Below are 17069 nucleotides of genomic sequence, written 5' to 3' on the forward strand. Positions count from 1 at the left end.
ATAAAACTGCTGTTCCCGGATCGGCCCAGATCCCGGGATCAGCAGTTTTTATTTCTATTTTATATCATTCATCCAATCTCTAAGCTTGATTCGCCGGTTCTTCCCATCAGGTTTTCCGTATAAATTCATGCTTGCATTTGGGGCAGGTAATGGCGATCTTACCCTTGTCCCGGGGAACACGTATGCTCTGCCTGCATTTGGAACAGGTATAGTACTTATGAGTTTTTGTTCCTATCAGGGATAATTTAACATGCTTTAGATTACCTCTTACATTCCCTTCCATCTTAAGATATGCCGCGTTCTCCTTGAACCTCTTTGGATGATTCTTTGAGAAAGTGCGGTACAGGGCATAGAAGAAAGGAATGTAAGCCAGCAGAATCAGCCAGCTCAAACGGAAAAGGCTGGTGACAAGGGACAGAATCAGGGAAACAATCACCAGCGCCCTGGTCAATTGGTCAAACCCGTATCTTCCATACATAAAATTACGAAATCGATTCATAGATACCTCCCAGTATGATCCACGTATAGGCTACTACAGCCTAAAAGAATAATACTATATCTTTCATCATTTTCCTATTAAAAATATATAAAGTTTCATAAAAAATCATGTATGCTGCCCGGTCTTTCCCTTCGTATCATAATCATCCAGAAAATGATACTGTCCCTGCTTACTATGATACCCGATTACCGTATCCAGATTCACATTATGGATGCTCCGGAAAATATTCATGTCAATGCTGGGATTCGTCTGACGGAATTTCTTAATGAGCGTCTTCATCTCCTGGCGCTTCGATCCTCCGCCCCCGTTGTCACAGAGCGTGCAGTTTTCCGTAAAGCGGCAGGCACACTGGATAAACTGCAGATCGTGATACTGCTTCCAGGCAAGAATGTCCGCTTCCTTCACCAGATACATGGGGCGGATCAGCTGCATTCCAGGATGGTTGGTGCTATGGAGCTTCGGCATCATGGTCTGGATCTGTCCTCCGTAGAGCATCCCCATCAAAATTGTCTCAATTACATCGTCAAAATGATGTCCCAGGGCAATCTTATTGCAGCCCAGCGCCTGCGCATTCTTGTAAAGATAGCCCCTTCTCATGCGGGCACACAGGTAGCAGGGGGATTGATCCACCTCCGCAACAATGTCAAATATCTGTGTCTCAAAAATCCGGATCGGGATATCCAACAGCTTTGCATTGTTAATGATGGTCTGGCGGTTTATCTCATTATATCCCGGATCCATCACCAGAAATTCCAGCTCAAAGGCAACCTTCCCATGCCTTTGGACCTCCTGCATCAGCTTGGCCAGCAGCATGGAGTCCTTTCCGCCGGAGATGCATACCGCAATCTTATCCCCTTCCTCAATCAATTGATAGTCATTTACCCCGTTGATGAACTTCTTCCAGAGGGGCTTGCGGAATTTTGTTATAATGCTTCGTTCAATTTGTTCATATCGTTCCATCTATTTTCTACCTTCCATTCACCATTTGATCGAATTGCTCCATCACCATACTTCATAGACTGGTCCTGTCAACGCATCTCACTGGCTCAATTTTGTATAGCACCGGTCGAACGCCTGATAAAAATACTCCAGCTCCTCCTCCGTTGTCCAATGGCTTAAGCTGATTCTCCAGGAACACATGGCATTTTTCTTATCCTTCGTCACTGCATATACGGGGCGCGAAAGAGCACTCACCGCCGAGCAGGCGGATTTGACGGATACACAGATTCCTTCCTGGGATAGGGCTTCCTGGAATAATACCCCTTTTACACCCTGTACACTGAGATTGATGATATGAGGAACACTGCCGCCGGTGCTGTTGATTCGTACCTTTTTGTATCCGGAAAGCTTAAGCAGGAGCATATCATGAAGCTGCCGCACCAGAAGGTTCCTCTCCTCCTGCTCCTTCATTGCCAGCTCCAGAGCCTTCTCAACCGATGCCGCCAGGGCTAGCGCAGGGGTTCCGCTTCTGTAAATCGTAGTGCTCGTCCCTCCGTGATGCAGGGGCTCCAATACCACCGGTTCCTTGCGGATCAATATCCCGCAGCCGTTCATCCCGAAGAACTTATGGGGGGTAAAGGTGAGCAAATCAATATTCTCTATGGGAAGCGGAAGCTTTCCCACCGCCTGGGTGGCATCCACATGAAGCCGGCAGTTGGGATATTGCTTAAGAAGCTCTCCCAGCTCCGGAATGGGCTGCTGCACGCCCAATTCACTGTCAACATAACAGACGGACACCAAAACCGTATCCTCCCGAAGGAGCTCCTTTAAATGCTCCAGATCAATCAATCCGTCGCCGGTTATATCCACCAGATCAATCTCATAGCCCAGGGTCTGCAGATGGGTCAGGGCACCGCTGACAGAAGGATGCTCCAGGCAGGTGGAGATGATGTGCTTTCCGTTATGCTTATAGGCCTGCACCACGCCTTTTATAGCAAGATTATTCGCTTCGCTGGCTCCGGAGGTATAAATAATTTCCCCGGGCTTGACCTTCAGAAGTTCTGCAATATGCTCCGTCACTTCATCCATTCTTGCCCGGGCCTCTCTGCCCAGGGGATGAGAAGAATTCGGATTGGCAATATAACGGCTGCAATGCCAGGTGTAGTAATCCAAAACCCGCGGATCAACGGGAGTATTGGCAGCGTAATCAAGATATAGCATATGACACTCCTATCTATTACAATATATTTATAGTTAATGGGTCTGACAACCAGCCCGGTCATCATCCGCCTTCATAATTTACCGCAATTAACCCCTGCAAGGCGTTTCCATCGTTCAGACGCCGGTGGGGAATCCGGCCCTGGCATGAAATGGGTCCTGCAGGGGCTTAGCATAACGTTCCTATTATAATCTGTAATTCCTACTATGTCAATGGATATTGTTCCTATTCCATACAAATTATAAAACAGGCTCCCTATGAATTTCTTTCTCATAGAGAGCCCATTTTCTACAGCCTTCTTAATTCCATTACTCAAAATACTCCCGCAACTTTCTCAAAGAAATTGCGCTCCGGGCTTTCTATTACTCAAAGCACTCCCGCAATTTCTTTAGAGCTTTTTTCTCAATACGGCTGACGTAGCTTCTTGAGATCCCAAGCTTACCGGCAATCTCGCGCTGGGTCACTTCCCTGTGGTTGCTTAGTCCATAGCGCAGGCAGATGATCTCACGCTCCCGATCTGTCAATACCTTGCCGATGATGTGATACAGTTTTTTAATATCGTCCTCAAGCACAATATTATCAACAATATCCGTCTCCGCTTCCTCAATAATATCCAGCAGATTTATTTCATTTCCTTCCCGGTCCGATCCAATGGGATCATACAGATATACTTCCTTCGACAGACGCTTGCCGCTTCGAAGCATCATTAAAAGCTCGTTGTCAATACATCGGGAAGCATAGGTCGCCAGACGGATTCCCTTTCCTTCATCAAAGGTATCAATTGCTTTAATCAGGCCGATGGTTCCTATCGAAATCAAATCATCCGTTTCCTTATCTATCATATTGTATTTCTTTACAATATGAGCAACCAGTCTGAGATTGTGCTCAATCAGTTTGTCTCTGGCAGCCTTGTTGCCTTCTCTGCAAAGTTTCAGATAGTCGGCTTCTTCCTTCGTACCCAGTGGCTTTGGAAATGACTTCACGAAGATAAGCACCCTCAATGCCCAATTGATTCATTTATATCTTATGATGATAAATGACATAAAGTGCCTATCCCTCTTAAAAAAGGACAGAAGGACTTCCTATTCTTTCCTCCGTACCATGTCATACGGTTCCATTACCATACCAAAATCAACATAGATAAGCTGTTGGGGATGAGGACAGCTTTCCATCGCCTCACCCTGGGCGTTTTGAATCTGCTTCACCGTCACCTCGAATGTGCCCCCGCCCGGCTTTATGATCTCAATCTTTTCTCCGACGCTGAATTTATTCTTCTGCTCCAGCTCATAGAGGCCATCCCTCTCCCCAGAGATGGTTCCCAGATAGGTATACGCCTTTTCATAGGTATTATGATCATAAATCTGATCTTCATGCGCAGGCTTATGAAAGAAGAAGCCCGTCGTAAACTGACGGTTCACCCCTTTCCTTATTTCCTCCATATAGTGCGCCTTATTACTCTCATAAAGCCGGGGATCTGCAAAGAAGTCGTCAATTGCCTTGCGATAGGTTCTTGCTACCGTTGCCACATACAGAGCCGTCTTCATGCGGCCCTCTACCTTAAAGCTGTTAATTCCGGCCTTCACAAGCTCGGGAATATATTCAATCATGCACAAATCCTTGGAGTTGAAGATATAGGTTCCCCGCTCATTCTCCTCAATCGGAAGATATTCTCCGGGCCGGGTCTCCTCCACGATATGATACCTCCAACGGCAGGAATGGGTACAGGCTCCCAGATTAGCGTCCCTTCCGGTAAAATAATTGCTCAGCAGGCACCTGCCGGAATAGGCGATACACATTGCACCATGGACAAAGGTCTCAATCTCCATCTCTGCCGGGATCTTGGAACGAAGCTCCGTCAATTCCTTCAGAGATAATTCTCTTGCGGATACTACCCTGGTTGCTCCAAGCTTATGCCAAAACCGATAGGTCTCATAATTGGTACTGTTGGCCTGGGTGCTGATATGCAGCTGGGTCTCCGGCATCTCCTCCCGGGCGATGGAAAACACGCCGGGATCGGAAATAATCAAAGCATCCGGACGTTCCCTTCCGAACGCCTGCAGCTCTCTGAAATAGGCTCTAATCCCTTCCATATCCTGATTGTGTGCCGTTATATTGGCAGTTACATAAACCTTCTTACCGTAGGAGTGAGCAAACGCGATGCCTTCCTTCATATCCTCCATGGAGAAGTTCTTGGCCTTCGCACGAAGTCCGTACATGTCTCCGCCAATATAGACCGCATCGGCTCCATAGATAACCGCTGTTCTCAATGTTTCCAAATTTCCTGCCGGAATTAAAAGCTCCGGTTTTTCCATATATTCGATCAATCTAAAACCTCCAATCTGAAACACTCCTGGAAACAGTCAAATGTAAGTATTTCCCTATGCCAAACGGCGGCTCAGCGCAATTCCATCCCCCACGGGCAGTATTACCGTATCCAGCTCCTCCATATGGGTAATCGTATATAAATACTCCCTCATTCTGGAATGAATCGTCCTATCCCTTCTGGTAATGCTGTATCTTGAATTAATCACCGTACCGTCCTGAAGCACATTATCCGTTACCAGCATCCCGCCTGTGTCCAGAAGCTTCATCAGCTCCGGAAGAAAGCTCATATATTGGGCTTTGGCCGCATCCAGAAAGATAAAATCATAGCCTTCCTTCTCCTCTGCCAGAGCCTTCAGTTCCTCCAGGGCCTCTCCCTTTCGCAGTACAATCTTGTGATGGCCGGAAAATCTGGTGTCGGACAGGTTCTTCTCCGCCTCCGCCAGTCTCATGGCAACCTTTTCAATGGTTGTGATTCTGCAATCCGTTCCGGTGTATTCACTCATAAAGAGGGCGGAAAAGCCAATGGCTGTTCCGACCTCCAGAATTCGTTTTGGTTGTTGTAATCCCAGTAAAAACCGGAGAACACCCTGGGTTTCCTTTTTTATAATGGGAACCTGATGCTCCAGGGCTTCCCTCTCTAACTCTGCAAGCTCCTTCGGCAATTCCGCTTCCAATGAGTTAAGATAGGCTGTAATTCTTTCGTTCACAATCATATAGAGACCTCATACCTTCTACTTTTCAGTATCATCGGCAGCATCGCCGGTATCCTCCTCCGCATCCTCACTGTCCTTGATAATGGCTTTGGAATAATCCGTGATTACCGCCAGTATCTCGTCATAGGTCATGGAGGAGTTAATCACATAAGTCCCCGGTATGATCACATACTCCTGAAACTTCGTCTTAAGATAAAAGGAATATTTATTTTTTATGGCGTGATTATGCTCCAGCTTGGCTGCAATATCCATTTTGGACTCACCTTTGGCAATCTGGAATATGATATCCCGTCCCGGTGCCTCATCCACCCTTTCCGGACCATAGATCTGATAGGTGAATGCAAAGGCTGTTTTACTGACATTAACAATAAGAACAACCACCAGGATATAGAAAATAATATTCAGCAACAGCCTTACGATAAAGCTTGTCACCTTCAATGTCAATTTCACTGCCGTAGATTTTGTCGCCATATGTTTACCTCTCTATCTGTACCGTACCACAGGAGTTTCCCTTTATACTTCCATAATAATCGGTAATATCATCGGATTTCTCTTCGTCTTCTTCCAGATAAAATCACTCAGGGAATCCTTAATCTCCGTCTTCATCTTTCCCCAGTCCGTATTGTTCTTCCTGCTCAGGCATTTATCCAGGGCCTTCTCTACCACATCCCTTGCTTCGTCCATGAGGTTCTCGGACTCTCGGACATAGACAAAGCCGCGGGAAACAATGTCGGGGCCCGACAGCACCTGATTGCTGTACTTCTCCAGGGATATTACAACAATAATCAGTCCGTTCTCCGACAGCAGCTGACGGTCGCGCAGGACAATATTACCCACATCTCCCACACCAAGACCATCCACAAGAATTCCCTGTGCCGGTACCTCTCCGGTAACTCCTGCCCGCTCTGCGGACAGCGTCAATACATCGCCGGAGGATATGATAAAGATATTCTCCTTGGCAATGCCCAGGGACTCTGCCAGCTCCGCATGACGCATCAGATGCTTGTATTCCCCGTGCACCGGCACCGCATATTTGGGCTTAAGCAGAGTATACATCAATTTGATCTCTTCCTGGCAGGCATGGCCGGATACATGGGTATCCTGATAGATTACCTTAGCTCCTTTCATCGTCAGGTCATTGATTACCTTGGATACCGCTTTTTCATTGCCCGGTATCGGGGTTGAGCTTAAGATAACAACGTCGCCCGGCTTGATGGTAACCTTCTTATGAATCGAAGCTGCCATTCTGGGAAGGGCCGCCATGGTCTCTCCCTGGCTTCCCGTGGTGATCAGAACCAGCTGGTCATCGGTATAATTCTTCATCTGCTCAATATCAATCAGCATATTATCCGGCATCTTGATATATCCCAGCTCTCTTGCCACGGTGATGATATTCACCATACTGCGGCCTTCGATCACGATCTTCCGGTTGAACTTCGCGGCGGAATTCACCACCTGCTGAACCCGGTCCACATTGGAAGCGAAGGTTGCAACAATAATTCTCTGCCTGGCGTAATCGGAGAAGATTGTGTCAAAGGTCTTGCCCACCGTGCGCTCTGACATGGTATAACCCGGCCTCTCCACATTGGTGCTGTCGCATAACAGGGCCAGCACGCCTTTCTTGCCGATCTCACCGATCCTCTGCAGATCGATGGGTTCTCCGAATACCGGGGTATAATCCACCTTAAAATCTCCTGTATGAAAAATGATTCCCGCCGGAGTAAAGATAGCCAGTGCCGCCGCATCCGCAATACTATGGTTGGTTCGGATAAATTCTATACGGAAGCACCCCAGATTAATGGATTGACCGTATTTAATTACTTTTCTCTTTGTATTCTTTAATAAATTATGCTCCTTCAGCTTGTTCTCAATAATTGCAGTCGTAAGCCTGGTTGCATAAACAGGAACATTCACTTCCTTTAAAATATAAGGCAGGGAACCGATATGGTCCTCATGTCCGTGAGTAATGACAAAGCCTTTTACCTTATCTATATTATCCTTCAGATAGGTTACATCCGGGATAACCAGGTCAATGCCCAGCATCTCGTCTTCCGGGAAGGATAATCCGCAGTCAATGACAATAATATTGTCCTCATACTCTATCGCGGTAATGTTCATTCCGATTTGTTCCAATCCGCCCAGCGGAATAATTTTAACACCTTTCATTTCAATTGCTTTTGTTATGTTTTTTTCTTTCTCTTTCAAAATAATTGCACCTCCAATGGTTTTATGTACTTTCTTTATCCATTAACTAAGTGCATATGATAATCTTAGACTCTAAACAGATTGATTGCTGGTATCCTTTTCCCTGCACGCACTGCAGTGGCCGTAAAGCTTGACCTCATGGTCTTTCACAAGAAATCCCATGGCTTCCATGATCCGTTCTTCCAATTTCTCCAACAGGTCGTCCTGAAAGGCGTACACATTGCCGCATTCCAGGCATATTAAATGATGATGATGGTGGCCAGGCTCTTCATTGCTCTGCTTGCCGATTTCATAGCGCACATATCCGTCATCAAGATTTAACTTATCTATTAGATTTAATTCTGATAATACTTGAATCGTACGATAAACAGTAGCAATACCGATCTCCGGATACTTCTCCCTGACATAATCATAAATCTCTTCTGCTGTCAGATGCATCCCCGGCCTACTGCTTAACACCTCCAGTATAGCCACCCGCTGGGTGGTAACCTTCAGTCCGTTCTGTTTCAACAATTTCTTAAACTGTTCCTGGCTATCAGGCATATCATCACCTATTTTCATCTAATCCTATCTCTATGCATTTAATATAATTCTATATCATCCAATAATTCTTTGAAAATGGCTGCTACGGACTGCAGCTCCTTTTCATCCTCCACAATATCGTATACCGCTTCCTCGTCGGTATCCTGGGAAATATCCCTCAAAATAAGAGCCTCGGCTTCCTCATCCTCTTCTTCCGTCGTGCTGACCAAGAGGTAATCTGTTCCGCCCAGTCTCGTCTGTTCCAATACCTGAAATATAATCTCTTCTCCATCCTCAGTGATGAAATTGATTTCATCCGGTCTATGATTCATTCTTCTTCTCTTCCTCTTTCATAAAATACAATTTGTCCAAATACCCCTGCAGTATAATGGCTGCCGCCAGCTTATCCACTACCAGCGCCTTCTCCTGATAACCCAGTCCTCCCTGGTCAAGCAGCCGGTGGGCTGCAACCGTGGTAAGACGTTCATCCCAGAGAACCACCTTAAGTCCGGTTCTCTGCCTCAGTTTCTCCGCAAATTCTTCCGACTTTTGCGCCCGATCTCCTACCGTATTGTTCAAATGTTTGGGGTGGCCCAGTACAATCTCGCCCACCTCATACTCCGCAATCAGCGCATCAATTCTGGCAAGGGTCTGCCGTAGCTTATTCTCCTGTTTTCTCCGAATGGTCTCGACACCCTGGGCCGTCCAGCCCAAAGCATCACTGACCGCCACTCCCACCGTTACGGAACCGTAATCCAGCCCCATGATTCTCTTCATTCCTACCTCCGAAGCTACTTCTCCTGCTGAAGCTCGTTCTCAATGTAAAAACGCAACAATGCCTCAATAATCTCATCCCGTTCCACCTTCATGATCAAGCTCCTGGCACCTTTGTGACTGGTTATGTAGGTGGGATCTCCGGACATAATATATCCTACAATCTGATTCAGGGGATTGTAGCCCTTCTCCGTCAGCGCGGAATAGACGGTACGGATTACTTCGCCAACAATAATCTCCGTATCCTTCTGTACCTTAAAATATTGTGTATTGTTTAATTTCTGCATTGCATCACTTCCTTTTATGGTATTAGACAGTTCGCCCTACAGCTTACCGAACAAAAAAGAATCTATATAAATTATATATTAATCTATTTGGAGGAAAATTTCAATTAGTTATTTCACAAAGGAGAATTTCCCCCTCCAAAAATCCGGTAATCCTTCCCTGCAGCAATTGGTTGGACAGATCCCGGTCCTCCAAAACCGCCAGCTTCAAGTATCTTTCGTTGTGACCGACCTGATATTGTTTTCCTTCTATTTCCATTGACTCTTCAAAAAGAACTTTCTCTATTCTGCCCAAAAACAAGGTACGGTATTCCTCCGACATGGAATTTGAGAGGGCAATCAGGCGCTCGCTTCTCTGATTCTTGATGTTTTCCGGTATCTGATCCGGCATGGCAGCCGCTTTCGTACCGGCACGCCTGGAATACTTGAAGACATGGATATGGGAAAACCCAATACTTTTCACAAAATCAAGGGTCTCACAAAACTCTTCTTCTGTCTCTCCGGGGAAGCCCACTATCACATCCGTTGTAAAGGAGGGAAGCCGGTAGTACTGTCTGATCAGACTCACCCGCTCATAGTACTGCCTGGCACTGTACCTGCGATTCATCCGCTTCAGCACAGAGTCGCTTCCGCTTTGCAGGGAGAGATGAAAATGGGGGCAGAACTGTTCTACGGATGCAATGGCATCCAGAAACTCCTTTGTAATAATTCCCGGCTCCAACGATCCCAAGCGAATACGCAAAACGCCTTCCATCCGGCTTATCTTTATAATCAACCGGGCTAAGGGCAGATTTTCCCCGGATGGGCCTTGATCCGCCTGCCACTCCCCTTCTTCCGGTTCTTGTTCCCGCTCCCGATCTTGATCCCGTTGCTGATCTTGTTCTTTCTCTTGTTCTTGCCCGCTCTCCGCGGGTACTTCCTTCTCCATCGGAAGCTTCGTCCGGTCCGTTCCGTAAGAAGAGATATGAATACCGGTCAGAACGAATTCCTGATACCCTTTCTTCGCCAGCTCTTCGACTTCCTGCAGAATATCTTCCTCCCTCCTGCTTCTCACCCTTCCTCTGACATAGGGAATGATGCAGTAGGAGCAGAAACGGTTGCAGCCGTCCTGAATTTTAATAAAAGCTCTGGTCTTCTCCATTGTGGTGATAACCGGCAGTTCCTCATAAACCCGCTCCTCATCGATCCGGGCTATCAGCTCTTCCTTCTGGCGGCTGTCCATGCACCGTTCTACCATGGCTACGATTTCCGACTTTTTGTTATTGCCTATCGCAAGATCCACCGCACTGTCCGCCAGCAGCAGCTCTTCCGCGGTCTGTACATAGCAGCCTACCGCCGCGATCACCGCCTGGGGATTCCGGTTTTTCGCCTGATGCAGCATCTGGCGGGATTTGCGGTCCGCTATATTCGTTACGGTGCAGGTATTAACCACATATACATCCGCCATATCTTTAAAATCTACTATGGAGTAGCCGGCCGCTTCAAACATTGTGCGCATCGCTTCGGTCTCATAGGAATTCACCTTGCAGCCGAGAGTCAAAAATGCCGCTGTTTTCTTCATGTATCTTATTGTCCTTTCCATATAAAATATTCAAATCAGCCATTTACATACAAGCACAGGCACTATACACCTGTACAACTTTCTCCTCTATTTTTATGAACTTTGTATATTGACTTTTAATTAGGTAAATTATAGTATATACATATACTGAATAAAGGAGGAATTGTTAATGAAGACCGTAAAGATTTCTTTAAATTCAATCGATAAGGTTAAAGCTTTTGTAAATGACGTGACAAAATTTGATTCTGATTTTGACTTGGTTTCCGGTAGATACGTTATAGATGCAAAATCCATCATGGGTATATTCAGTCTTGACTTATCTAAGAATATTGATTTAAATATTCATAGCGAGGAGAACATGGAGAACATCCTTGCAATTCTGAAGCCTTACATCGTAGAATAATCTCAGCAGACATTATTCTGCGCTGACAAAGGGAATGCGCATTCCGGCACGAAGTGCCATAGTGTGTCCCTTGCGTTCATGCTATCGCGAAGAGCTTAGGGGCTGCCGTTTACGGCAGCCTCTATTTTATTACACCAGGAACACCTTTCCTCCTGTTCTGTCAAACAGTAATAACTTCCAAGGAGTTCAATGCTGTCTCAATCATCCCGCTAATCTTTTCCTCCAGCTTCTCCTCGGATTTATTGATCACCTTGATGCTCGGCTTGATCACCGGATGCTTTGCAACAAAGATGGTACAGCAATCTTCAAAGGGCTGGATTGAGGTCTCAAAGGTATCAATCTGCTTTGCTACCTCCACAATATCCTTTTTATCAAAGGCGATCAAAGGCCGGTATACGGGCATGGTGCAGACTTCGTTGGTTGCCGCCAGGCTCTGCATGGTCTGACTTGCCACCTGGCCGATGCTCTCCCCGGTAATCAGCCCCATACACCCTTCCTGCCTGGCAATTGCCTCCGCAATCCGCATCATATATCGTCTCATAATAATGGTCAGCTCCTCATGGGGACACTGCTCATAGATGTATAGCTGTATATCTGTAAAATTCACCACGAACAGCTTCACACTGCCGGTATACCGGGATATCTTCTTTGCCAGATCCACTACCTTCTGCTTCGCCCTGTCACTGGTATACGGCGGCGCATGAAAATAAGTGGCGGCAAGGGATACTCCCCGCTTGGATATCATGTATCCGGCTACCGGACTGTCGATACCGCCGGACAATAAGAGCATGGCTTTCCCATTGCTGCCTACGGGCATACCTCCCGGCCCGGGAATTGAAATGGAATATACATAACACTTGGTACGCACCTCGACCGTAATCCTCTCAGACGGCTCATGAACATCCACTCTGAGCTCAGGAAAACGCTTCAGCAGATAGGATCCCATCTCAATACAGATCTCCGGAGAGGTATAAGGATAATTCTTATCCGCACGCTTTGCCTCCACCTTGAAGGTGAAGCTTCGTTCCGGATACATTGCCTCCACATAATCTCCCACACCACGGGTTAAATCCTCCCATTTCGAGCTCTCAATAACAGCCACCGGGCAGATGGAGGAGATTCCAAAAACTTTTTGCAAAGCCTCCGCCGTCTCTTCATAATCATAAACCGGCGGGCATTCCACAAAGATTCTCCCCTGTTCTTTACTCACCTGGTACTCTCCCAGAGGGGCCAGGGCATCCTTTACTCTGTCCCGCAGGGCATTTTCAAAAATATAACGGTTATTTCCCTTCAAACCTATCTCTGCGTATTTTATTAAAAATGCTTTAAACATTCTTCCTCCATCCACGTGCTTTTCACACTGTTATTACTGCTTTATCATTACTTGCGGGTATACCTTCTTAACATGGGCAGCAGCTCCCGGATCTGTTCCAGGGTATCGTCAATCTCTTCCTCCGTTGTCGTGCCGGACATGGAAAAGCGCAGGGTAGCATCCATTAGATTTTTCTCCAGGCCGATTGCTGCCAGTGTTACACTTGGTGTTGCATGGTGAGAGCTGCAGGCAGAGCCGGAGGATACATACACTCCCCGGTCCTCCAGTGCATGGAGAAATACCTCGCTGCGCACCCCCCGGAAGCTTACGCTCATGATATGGGGGGCGGTTTCCTTAATCTGTTCCAGCTCATAATCCGGAGCACATCCCATGGGAAGACCATTTATTGTCACATCCTCCAGCCGGCTCACCTCCCGGAGAAATCGCTGTTTCAAAAGATACATCCTGCTGATCTTGGAATCAAAATCCTCAAAAAGCTCGGACACCGCTTGTCCCAATCCGGCAATTCCCGGCACATTCTCGGTGCCGGAGCGAAGCCCTCTTTGATGTCCGCCTCCGAATACAATGGGATTCATTTTGATTTTTTCATTGACATAAAGGGCACCCACCCCTTTGGGACCGTGGATCTTGTGACCGCTGAAGGAAAGAAGATCGATTCCCTCCCGCTTCGGGTAAATTCTGTATTTGCCAAAAGCCTGAACCGCATCCACATGGAGAATAATGTCCGGCTTCCTCTTCTTCAGCTCTCCCGCCAGCTCCCCAATGTCCTGCACGGCTCCTATTTCATTATTCACATACATCAGGGATACCAGAATGGTATTCTCCCTGACCAGTTCGTAAAGCTTCTCCTTAATAAGCCTTCCTCCGCTGTCCACCGGCGCAAAGCTGATTTCAAAGCCTGCCGTCTCCAGATAGACCAGGGGCTGATGCACCGAAGGGTGCTCTATTCTGGTGGTAATAATATGATTGCCACGCCGCCTGTTTGCAAAAGCAGTTCCAATCAGCGCCAGATTATTTGATTCCGTTCCGCCGGAGGTAAAGATAAGCTCCTTGGGCTCCACCTTCAGATGAGACGCGATGACCGCCGCCGCTTCCTTCTCATGCTGCTCCGCCCGGATTCCCAGCCGGTGCATGGAGGAAGGGTTGCCGTAATCCTCATACATCACCTGCAGAACCTTATCTCTGACTCCTTCTGTTACTCTTGTAGTTGCTGAATTATCTAAATATATTTCCATTGTTTACTCCATCCGTCATGGACTATTTCTTATATCTCTTCCGCAGATTAGAAACTCATGGACTAATCTGCTTATCGTGGACATTATACCATAGTCGCAAGCCCCTATGGTATGGCACTCCGCTTTGCTCCGGCGCACACGCATAAATGCGCATGCACATAAATGCGCAGGTATAATGTCTGCCGACATTATACCATAACATCCTATCAATAAGCTACTTATAAATAAAAAGTCTCCCAAACTTCATCTGAGATATCCCCCATAGCTTGGCCTGCGGCTCTCCATCATCTTCAGCACATGGTAAGGGTTTACACTCAGTTCGCCTGCAGCGGTGTCCACATAAATTCCGAGATGCAGATGTACATCGAATTTTCCCACAGTCCCCTCCGCTCCGTAGCCGCTGTCTCCCATGAAGCCCAGAAGCTGCCCGGCCAGGACGCAGGCTCCCTCCTTCATATCCGGGGCGTAGGAGGCCAGATGGGCATAATAAAAATAACCGCCAGAAGGGGAGCGTACTCCGATTCGGTATCCTCCCTGCTCCAACCAACCTATTTTCTCAACAATTCCCTCGGTCATACTGATAACAGGATAGTATCCCCTGGGATGATCTCCCGACATGATGTCGGTCCCCTCATGTCTGCGATTGCCTCCATAGCTTCTCGGTTCACTCCAGGTATCCGAATAAAAAATGTCCGTAGCATCACCCTCTATTCTTGGAACCGGAAAGTACTCCAGATCTTGAAAAATCGCCCTATAATAACCGTACAGCCGCTGATATCCCTTCAGAGTACCAATGGAACCGATGCCTTTTAGAAAAAGAGCTTCTTTTACCGGCTCTTCTTTTTCCAGATCAAAGGATCTGGCCAGCATACTAAAGGTCAGATATTCAATGGGATCAATTCCCTTAGGCGATCCCAGCCCGCTATGCTTCTGCATCAGCTTCCCTGTCCTAGCCTTCGCCAGCTCAAGGGTATCCTCCGCTATTTTCAGCTCACGGAAGGCATCATAATCAATTCCCCGACGCTCTATGTCACGCAGAAGCAGAGTTGTTGATATTGCATTCAATTGAAGCCCCGTGACAATTATCACAGGCAGCATCATCAGAAGCACCGCCAGGACTTTTATATCCTTTCGTGTTCTCTTTTTTCCGCCCCCATACTTATTAGTATACCATATCTGCCCCATGTTTTACTCACACTCCAATCAAAGACTTTTGGACAACTAATTATATGTCTCTATTGGAATGAATATAACCGAGCAAATGCATCAGACCTCCCTTTCCGGAGGTCTGATGCACTTTGCACAGAATAACTATCCTTAATTCTCACCGAAAATAAAATTATGTAGCAGCTTGACATTTTCCTGCAAATCAGGAATAAGCACATCCATGCCCCGTACTTCTACATTATCGGTAAAGGTTCCGTCTGCCGGAATTCTCAGCTGAGCGATATCCATGGTTCCCATTTCGATGAATTTATTCAAAAGCAATTCAAAATCCTTGCTGCTGATATCGGTTGTAATCATGGGCAGCATGCCGAGCATCGTGGTGGCAAGCTCCATCTTGCTCTTGGTTTTATATTTTTCAAAGATAGCATTTAAGACAATCCGGTGCCTGTCAGTACGCCCATAATCATTGTTATTTCCGGTGATGGTTGCCTTCTTGCGGACACGGGTATAACCCAAGACCTGATTGCCGTTCAGAATCTGGGTGCCGGCAACCACATTACGGTATTGCGGTTTCGAGATATAATTGGTGGTATTCAGGTAATTGGCTTCTCCGCGGGTCAGAGTAATTTCCAATCCGCCAAGCTTGTCGATGATCTTCTCAAAGCTCTCGAAATTGACCATTACACAGCCTTCCAGCTGAATATCGAAATTCAGGGCTATGGTCTTATAGAGTAAATCGAGTCCTCCCTTTTCATAGGCCGAATTCAGCTTATTATCCTTGTAGCCGGGAATCTGGACTAAAGTATCCCGCATCAGAGAGGTCAGCATTAATTTCTTTGTATTGGTATTCATGGTAGCAATGATAATAACATCCGTACGGCCCCTGGCTGATCCGGAGCCAATTGCCTCTTCTCCAAGAACCAGGATATTGTATACCCCTTCTTCATGCCTTCCGTCCCCGTGAGTGTTGGATGTCCATTCAATGGTATCCGGATCTACCTTAACCAAATCCGTATTATCTTCAATAGGGTCCGGAACATCGATATCCTCAACCATCGGGACATCCTCTTCAAAATCATCTGTAAAAGTACCCCAAACGGCACTGGAAAGATTGATTCCCATTCTCATCAACAGCATATTACCGGGTGAGGTAAAGCCGAAAAAGAAGCCGAAGCCAACCAAACAGAGCAGGGTAAGCAGTATTCTGTTGCGAATTCTCACGGAATGCTTCTTTTTTCCCTCTTCCTTTGATTGCTCTGCACCGATGCAGTCCATCTCCTCACAGATCTTCCTCGCCAGTGCCGCATTAATTCCGGTTAAAGCCTCTTCCAGCTCCTCCTCAGACAATCCCTGGGTGTCAGCATCTTCCGCGGCAACGGCTGCCGCCGTCTCCTCAGACGGTTCCTGCTCTTGTCTTAACTCGTTTCCGGCAGCGTCTTCTGATACGGCTTCCCCATCCGATGCGGGAGCTGCCTCTCCTGACACGGCACTTTCATCGCTTCCCTCATCCTCTGATTCCCTGTCCGCCAAAGAGGTTCCATCTTCTTCCGCTTCCTCATTTCTTCCAGCGGTACCGCCTTCCGACTCCATATTCATATCGGAGACACTGCTGCCTTCCGATTCCTTGTCCTCTCTGGCTGCTCCGCTGTCTTCGGACTCCTTCCCCTCCTGGGATACACCGGCATCAGCTGCTTCCCCGGCAGTCTCCGCCGTATCGGGACGCCCTGACTCCTTGGTGTCATCCGGCTCCTCAACATAGGAATCGTTAAGGACCTTCTCGATGTTCCTGTAAAAATTTGCATTGAATTCCGGATCCTGGTCAAAATCAAATTTTGAACCGGTATCATTCTTACCCTCGTTACCCATTTCTTCATCTCCTAATCAATCGCT

Annotated in this window: 19 protein-coding genes; 1 reads left to right on the forward strand and 18 read right to left on the reverse strand. The window is 47.0% G+C overall.

The window, feature by feature from the left end; all coding sequences use genetic code 11:
• Positions 1-106: 106 nt before the first annotated feature.
• The 14 genes from HNQ56_RS20235 to HNQ56_RS20300 form a co-directional block, all read right to left on the reverse strand.
• Entirely contained in the window at positions 107-499 is a 393-nt protein-coding gene (locus HNQ56_RS20235; protein ID WP_429149907.1) for a hypothetical protein, read from the reverse strand.
• A 105-nt stretch (positions 500-604) separates the two neighbouring features.
• Entirely contained in the window at positions 605-1459 is an 855-nt protein-coding gene (locus HNQ56_RS20240) for a tRNA 2-thiocytidine biosynthesis TtcA family protein (protein ID WP_429149909.1), read from the reverse strand.
• 78 nt (positions 1460-1537) lie between these two features.
• Positions 1538-2659 carry a cysteine desulfurase family protein gene (locus HNQ56_RS20245; protein ID WP_429149910.1) on the reverse strand — a complete coding sequence of 374 codons (1122 nt, stop codon included), beginning with the start codon at positions 2657-2659 and terminating at the stop codon, positions 1538-1540.
• A 71-nt stretch (positions 2660-2730) separates the two neighbouring features.
• Positions 2731-2973 (reverse strand): hypothetical protein, encoded by a 243-nt coding sequence (locus HNQ56_RS20250; RefSeq protein WP_429149912.1) that lies wholly within the window; start codon positions 2971-2973, stop codon positions 2731-2733.
• Positions 2974-3019: 46 nt separating this feature from the next.
• Entirely contained in the window at positions 3020-3640 is a 621-nt protein-coding gene (gene sigK, locus HNQ56_RS20255) for an RNA polymerase sporulation sigma factor SigK (RefSeq protein WP_429149913.1), read from the reverse strand.
• 99 nt (positions 3641-3739) lie between these two features.
• A complete protein-coding gene (locus tag HNQ56_RS20260) occupies positions 3740-4969 on the reverse strand; it encodes a peptidase U32 family protein (protein ID WP_429150036.1) in 1230 nt (409 codons plus the stop codon).
• A gap of 66 nt (positions 4970-5035) precedes the next feature.
• Positions 5036-5695 carry an O-methyltransferase gene (locus HNQ56_RS20265; RefSeq protein ID WP_429149915.1) on the reverse strand — a complete coding sequence of 220 codons (660 nt, stop codon included), beginning with the start codon at positions 5693-5695 and terminating at the stop codon, positions 5036-5038.
• Positions 5696-5713: 18 nt separating this feature from the next.
• Positions 5714-6166, reverse strand: a complete 453-nt coding sequence (locus HNQ56_RS20270) for a hypothetical protein (protein ID WP_429149917.1) — start codon at positions 6164-6166, stop codon at positions 5714-5716.
• A 42-nt stretch (positions 6167-6208) separates the two neighbouring features.
• Positions 6209-7861 (reverse strand): ribonuclease J, encoded by a 1653-nt coding sequence (locus HNQ56_RS20275; protein ID WP_429150038.1) that lies wholly within the window; start codon positions 7859-7861, stop codon positions 6209-6211.
• 111 nt (positions 7862-7972) lie between these two features.
• Positions 7973-8443 carry a Fur family transcriptional regulator gene (locus HNQ56_RS20280; protein ID WP_429150040.1) on the reverse strand — a complete coding sequence of 157 codons (471 nt, stop codon included), beginning with the start codon at positions 8441-8443 and terminating at the stop codon, positions 7973-7975.
• A gap of 38 nt (positions 8444-8481) precedes the next feature.
• Entirely contained in the window at positions 8482-8754 is a 273-nt protein-coding gene (locus HNQ56_RS20285; RefSeq protein ID WP_429149919.1) for a DUF1292 domain-containing protein, read from the reverse strand.
• Positions 8744-9199, reverse strand: a complete 456-nt coding sequence (gene ruvX / locus HNQ56_RS20290) for a Holliday junction resolvase RuvX (RefSeq protein ID WP_429149921.1) — start codon at positions 9197-9199, stop codon at positions 8744-8746. The genes HNQ56_RS20285 and ruvX overlap by 11 nt, the downstream gene beginning before the upstream one ends.
• Before the next feature lie 14 nt (positions 9200-9213).
• Positions 9214-9483 carry an IreB family regulatory phosphoprotein gene (locus HNQ56_RS20295; RefSeq protein WP_429149922.1) on the reverse strand — a complete coding sequence of 90 codons (270 nt, stop codon included), beginning with the start codon at positions 9481-9483 and terminating at the stop codon, positions 9214-9216.
• 100 nt (positions 9484-9583) lie between these two features.
• The gene (locus HNQ56_RS20300) at positions 9584-11062 is read right to left on the reverse strand and encodes a MiaB/RimO family radical SAM methylthiotransferase (RefSeq protein ID WP_429149924.1); all 1479 of its coding nucleotides are present in this window, start codon (positions 11060-11062) and stop codon (positions 9584-9586) included.
• A 148-nt stretch (positions 11063-11210) separates the two neighbouring features.
• On the opposite strand from HNQ56_RS20300, the gene HNQ56_RS20305 reads away from it, so the two are divergent.
• The gene (locus tag HNQ56_RS20305) at positions 11211-11444 is read left to right on the forward strand and encodes an HPr family phosphocarrier protein (protein WP_429149926.1); all 234 of its coding nucleotides are present in this window, start codon (positions 11211-11213) and stop codon (positions 11442-11444) included.
• Positions 11445-11604: 160 nt separating this feature from the next.
• Here HNQ56_RS20305 and thiI read toward each other — a convergent pair whose 3' ends face one another.
• The 4 genes from thiI to HNQ56_RS20325 all read right to left on the reverse strand — a co-directional run bounded on the left by thiI (position 11605) and on the right by HNQ56_RS20325 (position 17045).
• Positions 11605-12777, reverse strand: coding sequence for a tRNA uracil 4-sulfurtransferase ThiI (thiI, locus tag HNQ56_RS20310; protein ID WP_429149928.1), 1173 nt, complete (start codon positions 12775-12777; stop codon positions 11605-11607).
• A 47-nt stretch (positions 12778-12824) separates the two neighbouring features.
• Entirely contained in the window at positions 12825-14012 is a 1188-nt protein-coding gene (locus HNQ56_RS20315; RefSeq protein WP_429149930.1) for a cysteine desulfurase family protein, read from the reverse strand.
• A 243-nt stretch (positions 14013-14255) separates the two neighbouring features.
• Positions 14256-15197 (reverse strand): M23 family metallopeptidase, encoded by a 942-nt coding sequence (locus tag HNQ56_RS20320; protein WP_429149931.1) that lies wholly within the window; start codon positions 15195-15197, stop codon positions 14256-14258.
• A 132-nt stretch (positions 15198-15329) separates the two neighbouring features.
• Positions 15330-17045, reverse strand: coding sequence for an LCP family protein (locus HNQ56_RS20325; protein WP_429149933.1), 1716 nt, complete (start codon positions 17043-17045; stop codon positions 15330-15332).
• Positions 17046-17069 lie beyond the last annotated feature (24 nt).

It is taken from the genome of Anaerotaenia torta (genome assembly GCF_050433395.1).
GTDB classification, from domain to species: domain Bacteria; phylum Bacillota; class Clostridia; order Lachnospirales; family Lachnospiraceae; genus Mobilitalea; species Mobilitalea torta.